This window comes from Hyalangium versicolor (assembly GCF_020103695.1).
Classification (GTDB): Bacteria; Myxococcota; Myxococcia; order Myxococcales; family Myxococcaceae; genus Hyalangium; species Hyalangium versicolor.
In genome coordinates this window covers 247,948-269,397 of record NZ_JAHXBF010000020.1, presented here as the reverse complement: position 1 = coordinate 269,397, position 21,450 = coordinate 247,948, and the positions used below count along the sequence as shown (strand labels likewise).

Sequence of the window (21,450 nt, the reverse complement as noted above, 5' to 3'; positions counted from 1 at the left end):
GATGACTCCGGCTGGGAGTGCTTCGAATGCGGCGAGAGCGGCGACGCGCTCCACCTCGCGTCATGGTGCGTCCTCAGCAAGCGGCGACCTGCCGGAGGTGAATGGGGAGCTCTCCGCCACGCTTGCGCAGAGCGCGGCCTCTGCATTTGGGACCCGCAGGACACCGTTGCTACGGTCCAGGTGCGCACTTGGGCACCACCACCTCCTAAGCAGGAACCGAGGCCCCTGCGCCCCAGCGCAACCGAGGTGGCGGAGGTCTGGGACGCCGCGCGGCCAGTGACGGAAGACGCGGAGGTGAGCGCCTGGCTCGCCTCACGGGATCTCGAGCCGGGCGACGTAGAAGGCAGAGATCTCGCTCGGGCACTGCCCGAGGGGACCGCTCTGCCGCGTTGGGCGCGCTTCCAGGGTCAGCCCTGGAACCGGAGCGGCCACCGGCTGATCGTGCCTATGTGGGACGCATCTGGGACGCTGGCTAGCCTCCATGCCCGCAGCGTCAGGCCGAATGTTCCGCCCAGGAGCAAGGCTGCGAGCCCGGCAGGAGCGGAGCTGCGCGGCCTCGTCATGGCCGATGCTCTCGGGAGACGCATGCTTGAGGGATCGGCACTGGCAGACGGCTCGCACGCCTCGGAGTTGGTCGCTGCAAGCGGCCTGTGGGTCATGGAGGGCCTGCCCGACTTCCTCACGCGCGCCACGGACTACAGCGAGGCGGCCGAAGCGGCGCCCGCCGTGCTCAGTGTCCTGTCGGGAAGTTGGACCACCGCCCTAGCGGCCCGAGTTCCTACCGGCACCATCGTGGCCATCGAGACGCACTCGGATGCAGCGGGGGAGCGGTACGCGCGAACCATTGTCGCCACCTTGGCCGAGCGATGCAGGCTCAAGCGCCGGGGAGCAGGGAGGGCCGCATAGTGGGTGGCACGGATGCAAACGCCCGCAGACGCTTCGGGGAGCGGCCTCCTGCTCTTGCCGATCTCCCTGACCTCGGGGCAGAGGAAGCGCAGGAGCCCGCGAACCAAGCCCCAGCGGGGATAGAGCGAGTCCCCATGGCGCCAGTCCTCCAGACGCCCGCTCTCCATGGCTTGGCCGGTGATCTTGTGCGCACCATCGAGCCTCATACCGAGGCAGATCCCGCCGCCATCCTGATTCAGTTCCTGGTCGCAGGGGGCAACGCGCTGGGACGGGGCCCGTACTTCCAGGTGGAGGCGACGCGGCACTACACCAACCTCTTCGCGGCCATCGTTGGCCAGAGTTCCAAGGCCAGAAAGGGGACTTCTTGGGCATGGATTGAGCGGGTCCTGGCCAGGGCATGTCCGGAAGGGGGGCCCCGCATTCAGAAGGGCCTCAGCTCGGGCGAGGGCCTCATCCACGCCGTTCGCGACGGCAGAGAAGAAGAGGGAGAGGAAGATCCGGGGGTCGCCGATAAGCGACTCATGGTCGTTGAGTCGGAGTTCGCTATCGTTCTCCGCCGCATGAACCGTGAGGGGAACAGCCTCTCGGCAATCCTTCGCGAGGCGTGGGACTCGGGCACCCTTCAGGTTCTCACCAAGGGCAGTCCCCAACGCGCGACCGACGCTCATCTCTCCGTCGCAACGCACGTCACGGCCCCGGAGCTTCGAGCGCTGCTATCCGCGACGGACATGTCTAACGGCCTCGCGAACCGCTTCCTCTGGGTGTTCGCGCGCCGGTCCAAGCTTCTGCCAGAGGGCGGCAACCTCGAAGATAGTTCGCTTTCTTCGCTTTCTTCGCGCCTCGCGTCCGTTCTGCGCTGGGCTCAGGATGTAGGCGAACTGAAACGGTCGGAGGCGACCCGGAAGCTTTGGGCCGAGGTCTACGAGACGCTTTCGAGCGACAGGCCCGGGATGTTCGGGCAGGCCACGTCACGCGCAGAGGCGCAGGTCGTGAGGCTCTCGCTGCTCTATGCGCTGCTCGACAAGGTGAAAGCTATCGATGAGGAACACCTCACCGCAGCCTTGGCACTCTGGCAGTACGCGAGCGACAGCGCCCTCTACATCTTCGGCGATGCACTACAGGACCGAAAGGCGAACCGCATCCTCGACGCGCTCCGGGAGCGGCCCGAGGGGCTGACTCGTTCCGAGATGATGAAGCTCTTCACGGGACATGCGACGAGCGCGGAACTGTCCGCAGGTCTGGAAACTCTCGCGGGGGCTGGGCTGGCCCACAGGGCAATGCAGCGCACCGGGGGCCGTCCAACCGAGCGATGGTTCTACGGCTCTGGAGGTGCTGCGAAAGAAGCGAAAGAAGCGAAGTATCCCCCGGGCACTGCCACTGGCGGCGCCTCAGAACAGGAGGGCTGAGGATGACCGACTCCCTACCTTTCGAGAGCCTGTGGGACGCGGAGGACGTGGCGCTCTTCCTCAAGGTCAGCCGCTCGTGGGTGTACCAGAAGACGGCGGCCGGAGTGCTGCCGTACCTGCGGATCGGTGGGCTCGTGCGCTTCGAGCCGGAGGCCGTGCGCGCCTGGGCTCGGAGAGAGCCCCTGCCCGCAGCCCGCATCGTGTCGCTCCCCCAGAGGCCCAAACCGTGAACCCTGCTGCCAGTTGTGTTACATTGCCCCTATGAAGAGAGATTCCACCTTGAACCTACGGCTGCCAGCGCCGGTGAAAGAGGCACTCGCCCAAGCGGCGGCAAAGGACCTGCGATCCTCCTCCGGGATGGCGGTTCACATCCTGGCCGAGTGGCTGACTGCCCGGGGATACCTCACGAGCGAGGATGCCGCGCCCGCGAAGTCGGCCCGTCGGAAGGGAGGTCGGTAGCCATGGCGAGCGTCTACGAGAAAGCCGGCAAGTGGTATCTGCGCTTCAAGGATGCGGGGGGTCGGTGGCGCGACAAGGTGACTCAGGCCCGCACGAAGACCGAGGCCCGGCGCCTCGCGGACGAACTGGCGAGGAAGGCCGAGCGTCAACGCCTGGGGCTGGAGGAGCGACTCCCCGAGGATGGCGGCGGGACGCTCGCGGAGTTGCTCCAGTGGTGGCTTGAGACCTGCTCGGTCAATTCCCCCTCGCACGCGAGCAACGTCAGCCAGATCACGCGCCACCTACTCCCGTCCAGCCTCGCCGCACTCCCTCTCACGGCTGTGACTGCTCCCCGGCTGCGGGCGTTCTTGAAGGAGAAGGAGCAGGAACTCTCCCCGCAGACGCTCAACCACCTGCGGGGGTTCGTTAGTCGGGCGTTCAACGAGGCCCGCGCCGTCGGACGCTACAGCGGCCCCAACCCCGTCGCGGACGTGAAGAAGCGCACGGTGACACGCCGGGTCGGTGACTTCCTCCGCCTGGAGGAGGTGCCGCGCCTCTTCGAGGCACTGGCGGATCGGTGGCGCCCTCTCTACGCCACCGCTCTCTACACGGGACTGCGCAAGGGGGAGTTGCTGGCCCTGCGGAAGATCGACGTGGACATGCAGAGCAGGTTGCTCACCGTCTGCCGCTCATGGGAGCGCGACACCACCAAGGGCGGCCATTCCGACGTGATCCCCATCGCCTCGGAGCTGGTGCCGTTCCTGGAGGAAGCGATCCGCCGCTCCCCTTCTGAACTCGTGTTCCCAGCGGATGACGGGACCATGATGCGGCGGGATGTGGCGCTCGAGGACGTGCTACGCCGGGCCCTCGGGCGGGCAGGCATCGTGACCGGCTACCGCCACGTCTGCCGTCGGAAGGGCTGCGGTCACTCCGAGGTGGCGCCCGAGGCCGCTCCCCGGAAGTGCCCCACCTGCACCATGAGCCTCTGGCCCAAGCCCCAGGTGCGGCGCATCCGGTTCCATGACCTGCGGCACACGACCGCTGCCCTCCTCCTCCGGGCGGGCGTCCCGCTGGCCAGCGTCCAGAAGCTCCTGCGGCACCGGGACCCGCGAATCACCGTCGAGGTCTACGGCCACCTGACCCCGGACTATCTCCGGCAGGAGGTGGACAGTCTGAACCTGGGGCTGCGGGCCGAGTTCGACAGCCAGCGGGCCACCCAAGCGGGCAGGGCCCTGGAGGCGGCTGCGGTGGGGCAGGCCCCGATCGCGTTTGCTGCACCCGTGCTGCAAGCCCCGTCCGGGAAAAGCGAAGGGGCTGGAACCACCGGGCGATTTCCCCAGGGATTCCAGCCCCTTCAACCAGCGCGCGATACAGGATTCGAACCTGTGGCCTTTGGCTCCGGAGGCCAACGCTCTATCCAGCTGAGCTAATCGCGCAGGAGGCGTGCAACCGGGGGCACAAGTAGCCGACTTCCCCGGCTGACGCAAGCACGCAATCCCACAACCGGTGACAAGGGGACACCGCTTCCGGGCTCGGACGCCTTCTCTGCCTCCCTGGCCCCAGGAGCCCCTGCCCCCCGCGAGAGCAGGCAACCCCAACCGTCCTCAGGCGTGTGCGCGCAGACGCGAGCGCGGCGGGGCCTGGGCGCTGCTCCGTCCCCTCCCCTGCCCCACGTCGAGCAGCAACGCGAAGACCAGTCCAACCACGGGCCAGAACGTCCACTGCCCACCAAACCAGTGCTGCACCACCGAGTACCAAAGCAGCGTCGTGGGCAGGAAGAGGAAGCCCAGGATGGGCCAGAGCAGGGTATCGAACAGGCCCCGGAACCATCCGGTGAAGAACCAGAGGACGAGCATCACCAGACGAGGGACGAAGATCGCGAAGACCCCCAGCAGGACGGGCATGGTCGGCTCCATTCCAGGGCAGGCGCGAAGCGCGGGCACCCCGGTTCAAGCTGGGCGATGAAGCCCTCCCCGGCCAGCAGGGAGGAATCGATGGGCCGGAGCCCCGCTCGTCCGTCCCGCCATGGACTCACGTGGGCTGGAGTGTCGTGTGCCCCATCGGCCGCCGCCCGCGCGCCGCCGTGAGCACCATCGCACCGAGTCCAAAGAGGACCGTGGCCAGCACGATCAACGCCCCCAGCACGGGCACCCTGCCCACCAGCGTCAGGAGCGCCACTCCCAGCAGCAACGCCACCAGGAGGGGGGTTCCGGCCTTCCCGAAACGGTCCAACAACCACCGTCCGATGAACATCCCCACGACCGGGAAACACAGCGCCAGCGCAGCCGCGTAGAGCCCCAGGATGATCAGGCCAATCCACCAGCCTCCGAGCAGCGCGCCCACCAGGAAGACGAGCGCCGCGAGGACAGGCCCGCCCACGAAGACCGCGGCGCCCCAGCCCAGGCTGCGCCACGGAGCCTGTCGCAACGTCACGGGCAAGCGCCGGGCAAAGTCCGGAGTGACGAGCACGAGCAGCAACCCCAGTGCGAAGAGCCCCACCAGCGAGCGTGCCCAGCCGATCACGTACAGGAGGGGCCCCCTGCCTTGATGCGGCTCGGGCTTCAGCCGCTCCACAGGGCCCGTGACCGTGGCGCCGCTGGCGATCATCGCCTCCTTCGTGCTGCGGTAGTGAAGGCTTCCGCCGATCTTCGCTCCATCCGTGAGCCGCAGCGTCTCCACCTCCGCGCGGACATCGCCCCCCACGGGTGCCTCCATCACCAGAGTCTCCGCGGCTGCCTTCACCTGGCCTTCCACCGGAGCTTGGAGCTGCGCCTCTCTGGCGGCCAGAAGCACGTCCCGCCCGACCCGAGCGCCGGGATCGAGACGCACCTGCCCGCCAGCGAGCACGCCGTCCTCTCCCACAGGACCGGAGATGGAGAGCGTCCCAGCGGCGGCGCGGACGCTCCCCCCGACAGTGCCCGAGATGCGCGTCTCCCCCGCCATGGACAGCACATCCCCCTCCACAGTGCCCGAGATCTCCACGTTCCCGGCTGCCGTCACGACATCTCCCCGCACGGTGCCTTGGATCAAGACGGTGCCGCCAAAGGCGTAGAGATCCTCGTTGAGCACCTCGCCTGGCGCGATGACCACCTGGTCTCCCCGACGGAGTTCAGCGGCCATGGCGCCTGCCGGCAGCAACACGGCCAGCGCTACGAGCGGAAGCCAGCCTGACAATCTCCAGGGGTGCAGTGAACGACGCGTGCCAGTGGACATGGCGCATACCTCCTGCCTGGGAAGGTGGGCAGGAGCAGCACTCCCCGCCAAGAAGGTCCAGCGCTCATCAGGACGGATACCCCTCCTTCACCACCGGCGCCAGCGGCCATACCGCGTTGCCGGCAGCCCTGCGGCAATGCCACCAGGTCTGCTGGACACAGGACAACTTCTGATCGGGGAAGCCGAGCGTCCCTGCGAGCAGCCGCCCCTCACTGATCGATAACCGGATACCGGAGCGAGCCCGGGCACACCTTGCCATTCTCCAGCCGAGGGGTTACGACAGGACTGTGTTGCGCCTGCTCCTGCTCATCGTGCTGGTGAATGGCCTGGCACCTTCCCTCGGGGAGGCTGTCGAGCTGGTCGTTCACTACGCCAGCTCCGGGCACTTCGCGCACTCCGAAGAGAACGAGTCGGATCTGGGCGATGTCGGCAAGGAGCATGGCTGCAGCCCCACGGCTCACCACTGCCGCTGCTGCGCGAGCTTGCAGGCCGTGCTTCCCGTGAGCCACGGGGAAGCGGCGCGCACCTGGACCTCAGACGACCCGCTGCGTGCCCCAGAGCAGAAAGTGGCCTCTGGCGTCCACCACCGGCTGTTGCGGCCGCCCATAGCAGGCTGAGGCCGGCACACGCCTGTCGTGCGCCACTCCGAGCACTCGCTCGCCCGCACTGTCATTTTTGGAACCGTGGCGCCCGTCCGCTCGAGGACTGCGCGTGCCAGGGCATTCCATTCCCTCCTCGAGGGAACAAGGGATCGCGTCGCGGCGTCACCCGAGGGGACATCCCCTGATCGGGAGCGCTGCGACCGCCCCTTGCCCTGACTGACAACCGCGAAGCGCCCGGGTGCTCTTCCCCAACATCGGGCTCTCCTCCGCACTCGCATGCAGCGGGTGTCGCGGGGACAGCCTTGTCCTTCTCCATTTCCCAGGCGTGCCCGACGTGCTTGTCGCGCGAACGCGCGCCGTTGCCTTGCCATGCGCTCATGAGTTCACCTGTCCCGCTTCATCTTCCGCTCCTCCTGGGGCTGCTTGCTGCCCAGCCCGCAGCCGCAGCCGCACCGTTGACCCTCGCACGAGCCATCGCGCTCGCCCTGGAACGCAGCCCGGCCCTCATCCCACTCGAAGCAGAGCTGGCTCGCGCCCGGGCTCAGGCCCAAGGCGCATCCCTCCTCCTCCAGTCCAATCCGGAGCTTTCCGCGGCAGCCGGTCCCCGCCTGCGAACTGAGGGCCGCAGCCTGGATCTGGGCCTGGGCGTCAGCCAACGCCTGGAGATCTTCGGACAGCGTGGTGCCCGACGCGAAGCCGCGCAGGCCCTTGTCGAAGCGAGCGAGGCGAGGCTCCAGGCGCGCCGAGTCGAGCTCGCGGCGAAGGTCCGCGAGGCGTTTGCCCGAACCCTGGCTGCCGAGCAGGTGGCGCTTCTGGCACAGGACGCGCAGACCTTGGCCATCCAAGCCCTCACGGCAGCCGAGGAGCGCCTGTCTGCGGGAGCTGCCTCGCGTCTCGAGGTCAACACGGCGCGAGTCGAGGCCGGACGGGCGGCGCGCGAGCAGACCCGCGCGTACCAGCGTCAGTCCAGCACCCTCAGCGAGCTGCGCTTGCTGCTGGGCCTGCAGGCTGATGAGGAGGTGAGGCTCGACGGGTCGCTCCAACCGGGGAAGACCCCAGAGCTGTCCCTCCAGGCCCTGCTGGCTCAGGCACTCCGCCAGCGCGCGGATCTCCGAGCGGCTCAAGCAGAGGTCACTGCCGCCCAGGCGGAGCGGGATCTGGCCGCACGCGAGGCCCTGCCCAGCCCCCGCATCGGCGCCACCTACAGCCGCGAAGAAGACGCCCAGATCATCCAGGGCACGCTTGCCGTGGATCTGCCCGTCTTCAACCGCAACCAGGCCGCGCGAGGAGTAGGAACCGCACGCGTGGCCGAGACCGAGCGTCAACGCGAAGCGCTGGAGCGTGCCGCACACGCGGAGGTGCGGCTCGCCCTCACGCGCTACCAGGCCGCCGAGAAGGCCGTCAGCATCTTCGGCGAGGACGCATTGATTGCGCTCCAGGAGAACCTGGAGCTGGCCACCGAGGGCTACCGCGCCGGGAAGATGGACTTCCTCGAGCTGCTCGTCATCCGGCGGGAGACCCTCGACGCGCGGCGCGACTACATCGAAGCGCTCGAGGAACTCGGCTCGGCCCAGGCACAACTTCAGCGAGTGATCGGGAGCATCCAATGAACGTGCGAAATCTGCTGTCGTCCGTGGTGGTGGTTGCTGTCCTGACCGGGTGCAACAAGGAGGTCCCCCCAGCCGCCAGTGCCGCTACCTCCCAGTCGCAAGCAGTCCGGGAGGTGGGCACCGAGGAAGCCGAGGGTGGGCATGGTGAAGAAGGCTCCGAACATTCGGAGGTTGTCACGCTGACACCGGAGGCGTTGAAGAACGCTCGTCTCCAGTCGGCCCAGATCCAGCGCAAGCCCCTGGCCATTGGCCTCACCGCTCCCGCTCGCCTCGCCTTCCCACAGAGCGGCGTTGCCCAGGTAGCGGGTCGCGTGCCGGGAAGACTTGCCAGCATCGAGGTGAACCTGGGGGATCGCGTGAAGAAGGGCCAGGTTCTCGGCTACCTGGAGAGTCCCGAGCTGGGACGGGCTCGAGCTGACTACCTAGCGGCCGCAACGAAGGCCCAGGTGGCCGCGGAGAACTTCCGGCGCGAGAAGGAGCTGTTCACCAAGGGCATCACCAGTGCGCGAGAGATGCGCGAGGCGGAGAGCGCCTTCACCTCCAACGAGGCGGATCGCAACGCCGCCGATGCCCGGCTGCACGCGCTGGGACTCACGGACCCGGAGATCACCGCGCTCAAGGCAGGCGAGCACTACAGCAGCCGTTTCCCAGCACGCAGTCCACTGGATGGCACCGTCGTGGAGATCCGGGGCACCGTGGGACAGGAGATCGAAGCCACCACCCCGCTCTTCACCGTCGGAGACCTCTCCGAGTTGTGGGCGCTCCTGGAGGTCTCCGAGGTACAACTGGCGACGGTTCAGCCCGGCCAGCCCGTGGCCATCACCGTCCAGGCGCTGCCCGACAAGCGTTTCCAGGGCAAGGTGGCCTACGTGGGCGCCCTCGTCGACGAGAAGACACGCACGACGCCGGTGCGGGTCGTCCTGCCCAACACGGACGGCAGCCTCAAGCCTGGCATGTTCGCCACCGCCGAGATCCTCACGGGCACCACGGCGAGCGACGACACCCATCCGCAGCGCCTCGTCGTCCCGCGCGAGGCGGTCCAGAAGGTGGGCGAGAAGCAGCTCGTCTTCGTCCCGCAAGGCACCAACCAATTCAAGGCCGTGGCAGTGAAAACAGGGGCATCCTCCGCGACGGAGATCGAACTGCTGGCCGGCGTCGCGCCGGGCACATCCGTCGTGACGCAGGGGGCATTCATCCTCAAGTCCGAGCTCTCCAAGGAGAGCATGGGCGAGGGCCACTCCGACTAGCACCGGGCACGCACCATGTTCGACAAGATCATCCACTTCTCCATCAAGAACCGCTTCCTCGTCTTCGTCCTGACGGCGGTCCTCATCGGCTTCGGCCTCAACGCCCTGAGCCACCTGCCCATCGACGCCGTTCCGGACGTCACCAACGTGCAGGTCCAGGTGCTCACCACCTCCCCGGGGCTGGGCCCCGTGGAGGTCGAGAAGTTCGTCACCGTGCCGGTGGAGACCGCGATGAGCGGGCTGCCGGATACCGAGGAGATCCGCTCCGTCTCCAAGTTCGGCCTCTCCGTCGTCACCATCGTCTTCAAGGACGAGGTGAACATCTACTTCGCCCGCCAGCTCGTCCAGGAGCGGCTCACCACCGCCAAGGAGAGCATCCCGCCGGGCTACGGCAGCCCGGAGATGGGGCCCATCTCCAGCGGACTCGGCGAGATCTATCAGTTCGAGGTGAAGGGCGAGGGAAAGAGCTCCATGGAGCTGCGCTCCATCCTCGAGTGGCAGATCTCTCCGCGGCTGAGGGGCGTGCCTGGCGTCGTGGAGGTGAACGCCTTCGGCGGGGAGCTCAAGACCTATGAAGTGCAGCTCGATCCGGCGCGGCTCGCGGCCTACGGCCTGTCCCTCGAGCAGGTCTTCCATTCGCTGGAGGAGAACAACGCCAATGCTGGCGGCGCTTACATCGCGCGAGCCCAGGAGCAGGTGCTCATCCGCGGCGAGGGCCTGGTGGAGACGCTGGAGGACATCGGCAACATCGTCGTCTCCACGTCCGCGCAGGGGGTCCCCGTCTACATCAAGAATCTGGCCGAGGTGAAGTTCGCACCCCTGGTGCGCCAGGGAGCCGTCACGCGCGACGGGCGAGGCGAGGCCGTCACCGGCATCGTGATGATGCTCATCGGCCAGAACTCTCGCGAGGTGGTCAACAACGTGAAGGCCGCCGTGGAGGAGATCCGCCCCACCCTGCCTCAGGGCGTCACCCTCGACACGTTCTACGACCGCACCGATCTGGTGCGCAAAACCATCCAGACGGTGGCCAAGAACCTCATCGAGGGCGGCCTGCTCGTCATCGTGGTGCTGTTCCTGATGCTCCGGAACCTGCGCGCCGGCCTCATCGTCGCGAGCGCCATCCCCCTCTGCATGTTGACGGCGTTCATCGGCATGAGGGAGCTGGGCATCTCCGGGAACCTGATGAGCCTGGGAGCCATCGACTTCGGCCTCATCGTGGATGGAGCCCTCATCATCATCGAGAACGCGGTGCGGCAGATGGCCGAGAAGAACCACGAGCTCGGCCGCGCGCTCACCCGCGAGGAGCGCGACGAGGTGACGTACCGCAGCGCCATCGAGATGGTGCGGCCGGCCTCCTTCGGCGTGGGCATCATCGCGGTCGTCTACCTGCCCATCCTCAGCCTCACGGGCATCGAGGGGAAGATGTTCCGCCCCATGGCGATCACCGTCATCTGCGCGCTCGCGGGGGCCTTCGTGCTCTCGCTGACGCTGGTGCCCGCGCTGGCCTCGCTCTTCCTGCCGCGCAAGGTAAAGGAGCAGGAGAGCTTCATCATCGCGGGCGCACGGAAGGTATACGAGCCCGCCCTGCGCTGGTGCCTGCGGCGCCGCAAGGCCGTGGTGGGCATTGCCCTGGGAGTGCTCGCGGTGAGCCTCTCCATCCTTCCGTTCCTCGGGGCGGAGTTCATCCCGCGGCTCGACGAAGGGGCCCTTGCCCTCCAAGCCTGGCGCGTGCCCTCGGTGTCGTTGGAGGAGTCCGTGCGTCAGACCACGCTCATCGAGCAGGTGCTCAAGCGCTTCCCCGAGGTACAGACGGTAGTCTCTCGCACGGGCAGAGCGGAGATCGCCACCGATCCGATGGGGATCGAGATCTCCGACATCTTCGTGATGCTCAAGCCGCATGAGGAGTGGACGACGGCGAAGGATCGCGAGGGACTCATCGCAGCCCTCGACGAAGCACTCGGGAAGGAGGTGCCGGGCAACCTCTTCAGCTACTCGCAGCCCATCGAGTTGCGCGTGAGCGAGCTCATCTCCGGGGTGCGCTCGGATCTCGCCGTGAAGCTCTATGGCGAGGATCTCGACACGCTGAAGAAGACGGGCGACAGGCTCGTCGCCGCGCTCTCGAAGGTCCCCGGTGCGGCCGACGTGAAAGCCGAGCAGGTGGCGGGGCTTCCGGTGGCGCGCATCCAGGTGGATCGCCAGGCCATCGCTCGCTATGGCATCAACGTCCGCCAGGTGCTCGACACCATCGAGACCATTGGCGGGCGCGAGGCCGGCACCGTGCTGGAGGGCCAGAAGCGCTTCGCCCTTCAGGTGCGCTTCGCGCCCAGCGCTCGCGCCACGGTGGAGCAGCTCGAGTCCCTCAAGGTGGCAAGCCCCACCGGGCAGCTCATCCCCCTCTCGGCGCTGGCCCGAGTGGTGGTGGAGGAGGGGCCCGCACAGGTCAGCCGGGAGAACATCCAGCGGCGGATCACCATCGAGGGCAACGTGCGAGGGCGCGACCTGCAGAGCTTCGTCGCCGAGGCCCAGGCCGTGGTTGGTCGCGAGGTGAAGCTGCCGCCTGGCTACTGGCTGGAGTGGGGCGGTCAGTTCGAGAACCTTCAGTCCGCCGGCCGGCGCCTGGCCATCGTGGTGCCACTCACCCTCTTCCTCATCTTCGTGCTGCTCTACAGCAACTTTGGTGCGGTGCGGCCTGCGGCGCTCATCTACCTGAACATCCCGTTCGCGGTGACTGGGGGGGTGCTCGCGCTGTTGGTGCGCGGGATGCCGCTCTCCATCTCCGCGGCGGTGGGCTTCATCGCGCTCTTTGGCGTGGCGGTGCTCAATGGCCTGGTGCTGGTGAGCTACATGCGCCAGTTGCGCCAGGAGGGCCGCACTCCCGCCCAGGCCGCCCACGATGCGGCGCACGTGCGGCTGAGGCCGGTGCTCACGACGGCGCTCGTGGCGAGCCTGGGCTTCATTCCCATGGCGTTCGCTTCCGGGGCGGGTGCGGAGGTGCAGAAGCCGCTGGCCACCGTTGTCATCGGCGGGCTCATCAGCTCCACGCTGTTGACGCTGCTCGTCCTACCCACCGTCTACACCTGGTTCGACCGCGGCGAGCCGGAGGCAGCTCCCTCTCCTCCTGAGAAGTCCCCCCTGGTCGTGGAGCATCCGCTTGTCGCCGCCAGTTCGAACCCTTCGAGCTGAGCGCGGTCACCGGCGTGCTCCAGAGCATCGTTCGGGTGGCGCGGAACGTCTGGACGCCTGCCGAAGCGCCTTCCTCCGGGCCTGCAAGCGGGCGGGCTTGCGGCCCATCGGCTGGCATACGTTCGCCAGCCGCCTGGCCACGCGAGGGACACACTGGGGGTCTCACTGGGCGGGGGAAGAGCGAATTTCCCAGTAACCTCCAGCGGTTAAGCATGCACGAGCCGGGGATCGAACCCGGACGGCCCTTTCAGGCCAGCGGATTTTAAGTCCGCTGCGTCTACCAATTTCGCCACTCGTGCCCGAGCACCTGCCCGGTGTCGGGACCTTCTCTCAACTGCTGGACGGCCGCAATGCGCTCAACGGTCGATTCCGGCCCGCCCTTGGTATAAAGCGCCCGCCATGCTCGAGACAGTCACCAAGGGCTTCCGTTCCGCCAAGAACCGCCTCGCCGGCAAGAGCGAGCTCACGCAGGACGTGGTGGACGAATCCCTCCGCGATATCCGCGTCTCCCTGCTCGAGGCCGACGTGGCCTTCGATGTCGTGAAGAAGTTCGTCGCCCGTGTCCGTGAGAAGACAGTGGGCGAAGTGGTGCAGACGACGATCACGGACAAGTCGGGCCAGAAGCGCAAGGTGAGCCCGGCGGACTACTTCGTGAAGATCTGCCACGACGAGCTCGAGGCCCTGATGGGGCCGGTGGACACCAGCATCAAGCTCAAGCCCAAGGGGCAACTGAGCGGCATCATGATGGTGGGTCTGCAGGGTTCGGGTAAGACGACGACCACGGGCAAGCTGGCCAACAAGCTCCTCCAGGAGGGGCGCAAGCCGCTGCTGGTGGCCGCGGACATCTACCGTCCGGCCGCCGTGGACCAGCTCAAGGTGCTGGGCGAGCGGTTGAAGGTGCCGGTGTACTTCGAGCCGAATGTGCCGCCACCGGAGCTGGCCGCGCGCGGATATGCGGCGGCGAGGGACCAGAAGTGCGACGTGGTGCTCATCGACACCGCGGGCCGGCTCGCCATCGACGAAGCGCTGATGGCGGAGCTGGAGTCCATCAAGGGCAAGGTGCACCCGGACAACATCCTGCTGGTCTGCGACGCGATGATTGGCCAGGACGCGGTGCGCACGGCGGCCGAGTTCGATCGGCGGTTGACGCTGGACGGCTTCATCCTGACGAAGCTGGACGGTGACGCGCGTGGTGGCGCGGCGTTGTCCATCAAGGAGGTGACGGGCAAGCCCATCAAGTTCCTCGGCATGGGCGAGGGGATGGACAAGCTGGAGGAGTTCCGTCCGGACGGGTTGGCGGGCCGCATCCTGGGCTTCGGCGACATCGTCGGCCTGATGAAGGACTTCGAGAAGGTCGTCGACGAGAAGAAGGCCGAGGAGGATGCGCTCAAGCTCCTGTCGGGCAACTTCTCGATGAAGGACTTCGTGGAGCAGATCCGGATGGTGCGGCGGATGGGGCCGCTGAAGGATCTGCTGGAGAAGTTCCCGCTGTTCGGGGACCTGACGGATCAGCTGAACCCGGACGAGAAGGAGCTGACGAAGATCGAGGCGATGTACGACTCGATGACGGAGAAGGAGCGCCTGCGTCCGGATCTGATCAACCAGAGCCGGGTGGAGCGCATCGCCAAGGGCAGTGGCCGCAAGGTGGAAGACGTGCGCGAGCTGCTGCAGAAGTTCGGGATGATGCAGCAGGTGATGGGGACCATCGGCCAGAACCCGGGCCTGCTGGGGCGAATCCCGGGGTTCAAGCAGTTGGGGCAGCTGTCGCAGCTGAAGAACATGGACCTGTCGAGCATCATGGGGAAGGACAAGATGATGCAGCAGGCCCTGGGGAGCATGGGCGGAGGAATGCCCATGCAGATGCCCCAGATCGCGCCGGGCTACACGCCTCCGATGAGCCAGGCGGCGATGGCGAAGGCCCGGTTGATGGGCTACGCGCCACCCTCGGCCACAGGCAAGCCCGAGGATCGGGATGCCATCAAGGAGCGCCGCAAGCGCGAGAAGGCGAACCGGAAGAAGAACCGGAAGAAGAAGTAGCCCTCCCCTGCTCTGCCAGGAGCACACCGTCTCTCCGCCGGGATTCTGAGTCCAAGAGCGTGGACGGTGTGCCCGCGAGCCTCCGGGGAAAGCCACTGGCATTCGAGGGCAGAACCGTCTTTTCTCCTGCTATTTGAGCGCAAGGCGTGTCCGCGCAGGACCATGGAACGCCTTTTGCTTTGGAGAAGCGGCATGTCCTCATTCAATCGTATCGTCCCGCTGGTCCTGGCGGTGTTGATCTCCGCCTGCATCGATATTCCCGAGGTGGAGAGCCCCGAAACACCCGATGGGGGCTCGCAACCGGATTCGGGAGTTCCGACCGACACCACGCCCCCGACCCTCACCCAGATAACTCCCCTCCACGGCTCGACCCAGGTCGCCACAAGCACCCTGCTCATCCTCACGTTCTCTGAACCAATGAGTGCGAGCAGCGTACAGGTCAGCATCACCCCGAGCGTGACGCTCGGCAGTTCAACCTGGGCGAACGGGAACACTCAACTCTCGCTGCAACCGACAGCACTGCTCACAGAGAACACCACCTACACGCTCGTCGTCGAAGGAAAGGACTTCGCAGGAAACGCGCTCACGGAACGGACGGTATTCTCCTTCAGCACGACAGGGCCCGCTCCGGACACCACGCCTCCGACGATTCTCAAATCTAACCCGACCTCTGCAGCGATCGGGGTGGCCCGAAATGCCATCATTACCGTGGCGTTCTCCGAACCCATGGACAAAGCTTCCGCGCAGTCAGCCTTCGCCATCACCTCGCCGCTAGGCTTCACCTCGGGGGTCTTCGCTTGGAATGCAGCAGGAACCGAGATGACATTCAATCCGGACACTGACTTTCCCTACGACACCGACGTGACATGGAGTGTCACCGCAGCGGCCAATGATCTATCCGCCAATTCCCTGGATAGCACCTGGACGGCCACTTTCCACACCATCCGCAAGAGCACTATTACTGTCGACTTCGATCCCGGAACAAGCGGCTCCGCTTCAGCCCCAGACTACTGGCGAAATCACCTTGCTTATGATTCGGAAGCCGTTGGCGACTTGAGCGACAATACCCAGTCTCGCCTCCTTATTGGCTTCAAACTTGATGCATTGCCAGAGGAATTGACAGCCATTACTGGCTCCACGCTCAAATGGTATGTCACCGGCATGACCGGCGACCCCTTTATCGATCTGGGCACACCACTCCTTGAGCGAGTGTATATTGGCGAGAGCATTGCATATTCCAGCACGGAATCAGTGAATCTCGATGCAAGGATTCAATATGAGTCATCTGCTGTGAGCCCTCCCATCATTATTACGATCGATATCCTGAAGTCGGTCGAAGTATTCGACGTGACCTCATTTGTGGCACTTGACTGGTCCGCAAGGATCAACCGAAACACCAAGAGGTCTCAGTTCAGGATCCGATTCAACACGCCGAGCGATAACGACGGTCGTCGTGACGCAATATATTCATACGTCTCACAAACCCCAAAACTAGCGGAACTCGAAATCACCTACGAGCACCCGTGACTCTGCGACATTGCGTCGTATCGCGCCTCTCCCTGAGCGTCGACGTGCAAGGGAGCGAGCTTATGATGAAGGGATTGAGACCACTTCAGCCCTTGCGCTTGGGGACTACAAGGCCACGAGCAAGTCGGCGTAGCACACGGCGCTTTTGCCGCCGTTTGTAGAGTTTGTGGGCATTCTCTCCCTCCTCGTTCATACGGGCTGTCTGCTCGTCCATGATCTGGAACTCCACCAGGGTGAAGACGAGGCGACTCTTCCGCGAGCGCTGGTCCTCTTCGGGAGGAGGGAGAAATGCATCCATCCGCAAAGGCATATCTACGATGAAGTTGAGCGCCCGATAGGTGCTACCCGAGAATTGATTGCCGCCGTGGTCCTCACGATCCTCGTAGTCACGATCCAGATGCAACTGCGCGGCGAACTGCTCGAAGTGGGGGTAGTCCGCGAGGACAGACTTGAAGGAGATGAGCGAGTTCTCCGTCTGCCCAGGGACGACGAAGTTGAAGGGGAACAAGCGCTGGGTCAAAAAATAGAGCGTAGGAAGGATATCGCTCCGATCTTTGGTAATGATTCGGAACCGCGTCCGGTCGTAGACCTGTGCTGCCACGGTTTCCTTTTTCGCGATCAGCTTGGTGACCAACGAGTCGCGTGTCTTGATGGAATGCGCGAACTCAACGACCGGAAGTCCTCGCGCATCCATTTCCTGCGCAACCCCCATCACCTTTGCCGTCACCAACTCGGCCAGATCCGCCTCGGAGACGGGCAACCGGAAGAGCAGGTCCCGACCTTCGATGTGCTGGATGACGTGCATGACCTTCAAAACAATGCAGGCGATACGGCGGTACTTGGGCAGGCCCTTGGCACCCGAGGCATAGAGAAAGAGATCGTGGATCTCAGCAGGGCTGGCGACCGCATCCGCGACCCGGTAGTCGAAGGTCTTCCGGAGGTACTCCACGGCGTCGGCAAGAACCATGCGCGCCCAGGTTTCGTCGTCTGGGCGTGAGGTGTCCAGCTGACAGAGCCTGAGGAAGTGGTCCACCTCGTCGCGGGACTGGAAGTGCATGCGCCGCCAGTCGATGACCGATCCGCCCCTCAGGATGAGGCGGAGACGCTCCAGCTCGCGCAGGCCCATCTCCGCGACGGTGCAGAGGGGAAGATCTGGAAGTTGTGGGACAAGCGACGCGGCCTTCACGACGGCGCTTCTAGCCGAGCCCCCAGGCCAAGAGCAACGCAGGGAAAAAGAAAGGGCCCCCTTCCGCATAGAGGGGGGCCCTCGGCACTACAGGGACCAGGAGAGCTACTTGGCGTCGGCCAGCCTGTCGTCGCGGTACTGCGCCTCGCGAACCAACTTGCCGTCCTCGGAGAACTCCTGAGTCAGGCCGTGCCGCTTGCCGTTCACGTACTCCTCGACGAGACGCGGCTTGCCGTTGGCGAAGTACTGCACCCGCTTGCCGTGGTAGCTGTTGCCGCTGAACTCCGTGCGCCCCGTCTCCTTGCCGGACTCGTCGTAGAAGACCCACGTGCCCGTGCGGAAGCCCTCGAAGTACTGCCCCTCGTAGCGCTTCTGTCCGTTGGAGAAGTAGGAGACGGCTGGGCCGTGAGCGAAGTTGAGGCCGTTCACGGACACCGACTTACGGCAGTACAGGCCCTCCTCCGGAGTCCCAATTTGCTTGGTCCCCGAGGGGCAGGCGAGCTGGGTGGACGCTGCGGACTTCCCCGTGGCATCCCCAGCAAACGCTACAGTACCAGCAAGGCTCAGACCCAGGGTCAAGGCCCGCATCAGCTTCGAAGACAGCATGGACTCTCCTTTTGAAGGCCGCCGGGATTCCCGTGCGCGCACCAAGAAAGACGCGCACCCGGCTGCCACATTCACCATGAATTACCGCGAGTTCGCTACCCTACCAGGGCATGGTAGAGACGACACGCATGCTTCCACACACCATATAAAACAACCCTGCCTGGCGTGAAGCCAGACAGGGTCGTGAAACAAGACGGCGTCAACTGAATCCAGGACTAGAGGTAGTCAGCCTGGAAGCAGAGGAAGTTGCCGTTGACGAAGTAGAAGCCCGTTGAGGTGGTCGTGCTGTTGGCCGGGCGGCAGAGGCTGTACACGATCTCCGCACGCTCGCGGTTCGTCCCCGAGACCGTATAGTTGCCAGCCGAGGTGCTCACAGACTTGACAGCGTCGTCCTGCGTTCCTTCGACGACCACGTAGAAGAAGCCACTGAGTTCCTGCTTCGTCTGCGGGAAGGGGGTGCTCGAGTACGCGGAGAGCGCGATCTTCACGCGCTTGGGATTGGTGCTGCCGCAGTACGCGGTGTCAGTCGTCGAGCTATCCACCGTGGCCTTGTAGATGATCGTCCCCGTGGTGCCGAGCGAGCTCTTGTTCGTGAAGTTCGTGTAGTTCTGGCAGGTAGGAGCCGGGAGCGCCTGGCAGGTGCCCGAGCCGCAGTACTGCGAGCCGTAGGCGCACGTCGACTGCCCCTCGCCGCTGCAGGTCGCACCATTGTTCACACAGGTGCCCGTGCTGGTATCGCACACCTGGTTGCCGGTGCAGGCCGGGGTGCAGGCCTTCGGACCACTCGCCGAGCACTGGCCCGTTCCCGTGTTACAGGTCCGGCCCGTTCCACAGGAGGCGTCCGAGGTGCACCGCTCCACGCACACCTTGTCCACAGTCGAGCAGACCAGGTCGGTCGACGTGCTCCCCACTCCGTTGCACAGCTGGTCCGTCGAGCACTGGCAGATGTTCTTGCTCGCCCCCGTGAACGGCGCGCACGTCTTCTCCGTTGCGGGACAATCCGCTGCCGCCGTACACGACTGGACACAGAACTTCCCAGTCGGGTGGCACACATCCTCAGTCCCACTGCAGTCCGCGTCTGACGAGCACGAGGTGCTCGTCGTCGTATCGTCACCGCAAGCCGTCATCACCACGCTCAGGGCGCTCAGCGCCGTGAGCATCATCACCGTATTCCGAAGCTGCATGCTGGACTTCCTCCTTGGGTGCCTCTCGCATGGGGCTTCCGGCCTCACAAGCCCCCTCCATCCATCCTTGCGAGCGAGGCTGGCTTTAGCCCCGCCTGTCTGGATGTGTCAACGAATGTCGACGCACCCTCGACGAGAGTCCTATTGAGAAATTCAGCACGTGAAAAAGCGGACAGCACCGCGGCATTTTTCATCGCCGCGACACCGTCCGCTCACACACTTCTCACACTAAAAGGTGAAGGGAAAATCGATGGGGTCGCCCTGCTTCTTGTGCTTCGGGAAGGTCCATCCCTTGATGAGCCCCGTGATGCAGCTCGCCATATAGGTTTTCTTGAACTCGTCCGAAACCACACTCACACCCGACGTTTTCCCGCTTGTCTGGATTGTCCAGTGCATCACCAGCTTGCCTGAAATGTCCGGGTCGCGCTTCCTCTGCTCGCCCACGCACTTCATGATGGCTGGCTTGTTCGCCACCACCACCGCCATGATGTCTGACTGACCCAGCTTGTCCTGGACATTGCTGCCACTCCCAGGTTCGGGCGGGATGTACACGGAAGACGACGAGCCGCTGTTCGACTTCGTCTCCTTCTTCTCCTTCTTCCCGAAGAGATCGTCGAAATCGTCGTCCAGACCGTCATCCGACTTCTTCGTGGCCGGCTCGGGCTTGGCCACCGCCTCGGTCTTGGACTCCTGCCGGCTGCTGGAGGACGGACGCGAAGACGAGCCAGGCCGCTCGGTGCGAGTGCCCGAGTTCGGCTTCGTGGCCTCGGCCGTCGCGGGAGGCGGAGTCGGGGTCGTCGCAGGCGGAGTGACCGGAGTCGGAGCAGGCGTCGCCGCCGCAACCGCCGGAGGCGTCGTCGCCCCAGGCTGCGTCCCAGGAGCAGCCGGCGTCCCAGGAGCAGCAGCCGTCCCCGGAGCCCCCGGCGTCGTGCCCTGCGCAGCCGCAGGCGGTGGCGTCGCTGGATTCGCCGCAGGCTGCGCCTTCACCTCTGGAGGAGGCGAAACAGGTGTCGGTGCTGGCGCCGGCGGAGTGGGCCTCGCGTCCGCCACGGCCACCGGCTCGGCCGGCGGAGGAGACCGCCCGAAGACCAGGAACCCACCCACTCCCAGCAATGCCACGACCGCTACCGCAATCCCCGCGATCATGACCGTCTTGTTGCCCCCACCCTGCTGCCCAGCTCCCGCCGCCGGCGGATAGCCCGGGTATGAAGGCTGCGGGTACCCCGCGTATGCAGGCGCGGGCTGCGCGTATGCAGGCGCAGGCTGCGCATACGCAGGCGCGGGCGAAGGCGCATACGGCATGGCCGCAGGCTGCGGCGCACGCATCGGCTCGGCCGCGGCTGCCATCATCGGCGACGCCCGGGCAGGAGCCGGCGCGGGCTCCGGAGGCGGCAGATCAAGCAGCCCCGGCGCCTGCTTCTCCTCGGCCGCAGGCTTCGGAGGCGGCTTGGACAGCGCCTCATTCTCCTCCTTCACCAGCGAGGCGAGCACGCTCGCCGCCGACGGCTTCCAGCCCGACGACACCGGCTCCACGCCGAGCGCCGGTGCGGCGGGAATCTCGGGACGCGTGTTCTTCGGGGCAGCCCCCGCGCTGAAGGCGGACTCCACCGGCGCGGACACCGCAGGCACCGAAGTCGACACCGGCGAGGGCGCGACGATGACCGGCTTGGCCGGACGCGGCGACAGCACCGAGGCCAGCTCCTTCACCTCCGAGAGCGGGATCCAGTCCCCGTAGCCCTGACGCCAGCACAGGCTGTCCGGCCCCACCTCGCCACGCTCCCAGTGCTCCTTCACCTTCTCGACCGAGAGCGGACCTACCTGCTTCTCGTCGATGGCGACGTACCAGTCGTTCGGGGGCGCCTCGGCCTTCGGCTCGTCCGGCTCGTCCTCGGCCTCGGCCAGCTTTCGCACGGCCTCGGGCGTGGTCGGCTTCGCCTCACGCGCCGATTCTCCGCCGGGCATCTTCTGCGAACCCGAGAGGACCTGATCGAACACCGCGCCGATCTCGTCCTCCTCGACGTCCGTGAAGAGTCCACCCTCGGGAGGAGTCCCCAGCGATGCGAGCCCTCCCGCAGCGTTGGAGCCCGCAGCCCCATTGCTCGCAGCAGCAGTGGCTTCCGCTGCCGGAGCTCCCTCGTCCTTCGGCGCCGAGGCACCGGAAGGACGAACCACAATGACATGGCCGCACTTCTTGCAACGAATCTTGACGCCCTTGGCGCCAATCTTGTCGTCGCTGATCATGTACTGCGCGCGGCAGCTGTCGCAGACGAAGCGCATCGTTCCCCGCAAGTCACAGAAAAGACGG

Annotated in this window: 15 protein-coding genes, 2 tRNA genes and 1 pseudogene; 10 read left to right on the top strand and 8 right to left on the bottom strand. The window is 65.8% G+C overall.

All coding sequences use genetic code 11. The annotated features are described in order from the left end of the window. Positions 1–585 precede the first annotated feature (585 nt). The 4 genes and pseudogenes from KY501_RS36355 to KY501_RS54395 form a co-directional block, all read left to right on the top strand. Complete coding sequence (locus KY501_RS36355; RefSeq protein ID WP_224368458.1) at positions 586–906, top strand: hypothetical protein; 321 nt, start codon at positions 586–588, stop codon at positions 904–906. Positions 907–1,040: 134 nt separating this feature from the next. After that, complete coding sequence (locus KY501_RS36350; RefSeq protein ID WP_224368457.1) at positions 1,041–2,312, top strand: DUF3987 domain-containing protein; 1,272 nt, start codon at positions 1,041–1,043, stop codon at positions 2,310–2,312. Between the two features lie 2 nt (positions 2,313–2,314). Then, positions 2,315–2,542: a helix-turn-helix domain-containing protein gene (locus KY501_RS36345; protein ID WP_224368456.1), complete on the top strand. Its 228-nt coding sequence runs from the start codon at positions 2,315–2,317 to the stop codon at positions 2,540–2,542. A gap of 231 nt (positions 2,543–2,773) precedes the next feature. Continuing rightward, positions 2,774–3,880 (top strand): annotated as a pseudogene (locus KY501_RS54395) (tyrosine-type recombinase/integrase); the annotation flags it as partial. A 232-nt stretch (positions 3,881–4,112) separates the two neighbouring features. Here KY501_RS54395 and KY501_RS36335 read toward each other — a convergent pair. The 3 genes from KY501_RS36335 to KY501_RS36325 form a co-directional block, all read right to left on the bottom strand. Then, positions 4,113–4,186, bottom strand: a tRNA-Arg gene (locus tag KY501_RS36335). A 168-nt stretch (positions 4,187–4,354) separates the two neighbouring features. Further along, positions 4,355–4,654, bottom strand: coding sequence for a hypothetical protein (locus tag KY501_RS36330; protein ID WP_224368455.1), 300 nt, complete (start codon positions 4,652–4,654; stop codon positions 4,355–4,357). Between the two features lie 127 nt (positions 4,655–4,781). Next, positions 4,782–5,963 (bottom strand): bactofilin family protein, encoded by a 1,182-nt coding sequence (locus KY501_RS36325; RefSeq protein WP_224368454.1) that lies wholly within the window; start codon positions 5,961–5,963, stop codon positions 4,782–4,784. A 287-nt stretch (positions 5,964–6,250) separates the two neighbouring features. Here KY501_RS36325 and KY501_RS36320 point away from each other — a divergent pair, with 287 nt between their 5' ends. The 4 genes from KY501_RS36320 (at position 6,251) to KY501_RS36305 (ending at position 12,605) form a co-directional block, all read left to right on the top strand. Next, complete coding sequence (locus KY501_RS36320) at positions 6,251–6,580, top strand: hypothetical protein (RefSeq protein WP_224368453.1); 330 nt, start codon at positions 6,251–6,253, stop codon at positions 6,578–6,580. Between the two features lie 362 nt (positions 6,581–6,942). Continuing rightward, the gene (locus tag KY501_RS36315; RefSeq protein ID WP_224368452.1) at positions 6,943–8,175 is read left to right on the top strand and encodes a TolC family protein; all 1,233 of its coding nucleotides are present in this window, start codon (positions 6,943–6,945) and stop codon (positions 8,173–8,175) included. Continuing rightward, positions 8,172–9,422, top strand: coding sequence for an efflux RND transporter periplasmic adaptor subunit (locus tag KY501_RS36310; RefSeq protein ID WP_224368451.1), 1,251 nt, complete (start codon positions 8,172–8,174; stop codon positions 9,420–9,422). Before KY501_RS36315 ends, KY501_RS36310 begins: the two co-directional genes overlap by 4 nt. A 15-nt stretch (positions 9,423–9,437) precedes the next feature. After that, positions 9,438–12,605 carry an efflux RND transporter permease subunit gene (locus KY501_RS36305; RefSeq protein ID WP_224368450.1) on the top strand — a complete coding sequence of 1,056 codons (3,168 nt, stop codon included), beginning with the start codon at positions 9,438–9,440 and terminating at the stop codon, positions 12,603–12,605. Positions 12,606–12,818: 213 nt separating this feature from the next. Here KY501_RS36305 and KY501_RS36300 read toward each other — a convergent pair. Then, positions 12,819–12,904, bottom strand: a tRNA-Leu gene (locus KY501_RS36300). A gap of 100 nt (positions 12,905–13,004) precedes the next feature. On the opposite strand from KY501_RS36300, the gene ffh reads away from it, so the two are divergent. Both ffh and KY501_RS36290 read left to right on the top strand, forming a co-directional pair. Further along, the gene (gene ffh, locus KY501_RS36295) at positions 13,005–14,642 is read left to right on the top strand and encodes a signal recognition particle protein (protein WP_224368449.1); all 1,638 of its coding nucleotides are present in this window, start codon (positions 13,005–13,007) and stop codon (positions 14,640–14,642) included. A 192-nt stretch (positions 14,643–14,834) separates the two neighbouring features. After that, on the top strand, positions 14,835–16,169 hold the full coding sequence (locus KY501_RS36290) for an Ig-like domain-containing domain (RefSeq protein ID WP_224368448.1): 1,335 nt from the start codon (positions 14,835–14,837) through the stop codon (positions 16,167–16,169). Between the two features lie 85 nt (positions 16,170–16,254). Here KY501_RS36290 and KY501_RS36285 read toward each other — a convergent pair whose 3' ends face one another. From KY501_RS36285 to gltJ, 4 genes are all read right to left on the bottom strand, one after another. After that, positions 16,255–17,355 carry a TIGR04552 family protein gene (locus KY501_RS36285; RefSeq protein ID WP_224368447.1) on the bottom strand — a complete coding sequence of 367 codons (1,101 nt, stop codon included), beginning with the start codon at positions 17,353–17,355 and terminating at the stop codon, positions 16,255–16,257. A gap of 105 nt (positions 17,356–17,460) precedes the next feature. Beyond that, on the bottom strand, positions 17,461–17,961 hold the full coding sequence (locus tag KY501_RS36280; protein ID WP_224368446.1) for a toxin-antitoxin system YwqK family antitoxin: 501 nt from the start codon (positions 17,959–17,961) through the stop codon (positions 17,461–17,463). Between the two features lie 215 nt (positions 17,962–18,176). After that, positions 18,177–19,145 carry a hypothetical protein gene (locus KY501_RS36275; RefSeq protein ID WP_224368445.1) on the bottom strand — a complete coding sequence of 323 codons (969 nt, stop codon included), beginning with the start codon at positions 19,143–19,145 and terminating at the stop codon, positions 18,177–18,179. Between the two features lie 228 nt (positions 19,146–19,373). Beyond that, complete coding sequence (gene gltJ, locus KY501_RS36270) at positions 19,374–21,422, bottom strand: adventurous gliding motility protein GltJ (RefSeq protein WP_224368444.1); 2,049 nt, start codon at positions 21,420–21,422, stop codon at positions 19,374–19,376. Positions 21,423–21,450 lie beyond the last annotated feature (28 nt).

Coding starts and splice junctions, on each gene's coding strand:
- KY501_RS36310 (WP_224368451.1), top strand. CDS start 8,172: ATGAACGTGCGAAATCTGCTGTCGTCCGTGGTGGTGGTTGCTGTCCTG.
- KY501_RS36280 (WP_224368446.1), bottom strand. CDS start 17,961: ATGCTGTCTTCGAAGCTGATGCGGGCCTTGACCCTGGGTCTGAGCCTT.
- KY501_RS36345 (WP_224368456.1), top strand. CDS start 2,315: ATGACCGACTCCCTACCTTTCGAGAGCCTGTGGGACGCGGAGGACGTG.
- gltJ (WP_224368444.1), bottom strand. CDS start 21,422: ATGCGCTTCGTCTGCGACAGCTGCCGCGCGCAGTACATGATCAGCGAC.
- KY501_RS36350 (WP_224368457.1), top strand. CDS start 1,041: ATGGCGCCAGTCCTCCAGACGCCCGCTCTCCATGGCTTGGCCGGTGAT.
- KY501_RS36355 (WP_224368458.1), top strand. CDS start 586: ATGCTTGAGGGATCGGCACTGGCAGACGGCTCGCACGCCTCGGAGTTG.
- KY501_RS36275 (WP_224368445.1), bottom strand. CDS start 19,145: ATGCAGCTTCGGAATACGGTGATGATGCTCACGGCGCTGAGCGCCCTG.
- KY501_RS36325 (WP_224368454.1), bottom strand. CDS start 5,963: ATGTCCACTGGCACGCGTCGTTCACTGCACCCCTGGAGATTGTCAGGC.
- KY501_RS36290 (WP_224368448.1), top strand. CDS start 14,835: ATGTCCTCATTCAATCGTATCGTCCCGCTGGTCCTGGCGGTGTTGATC.
- KY501_RS36315 (WP_224368452.1), top strand. CDS start 6,943: ATGAGTTCACCTGTCCCGCTTCATCTTCCGCTCCTCCTGGGGCTGCTT.
- KY501_RS36305 (WP_224368450.1), top strand. CDS start 9,438: ATGTTCGACAAGATCATCCACTTCTCCATCAAGAACCGCTTCCTCGTC.
- ffh (WP_224368449.1), top strand. CDS start 13,005: ATGCTCGAGACAGTCACCAAGGGCTTCCGTTCCGCCAAGAACCGCCTC.
- KY501_RS36330 (WP_224368455.1), bottom strand. CDS start 4,654: ATGCCCGTCCTGCTGGGGGTCTTCGCGATCTTCGTCCCTCGTCTGGTG.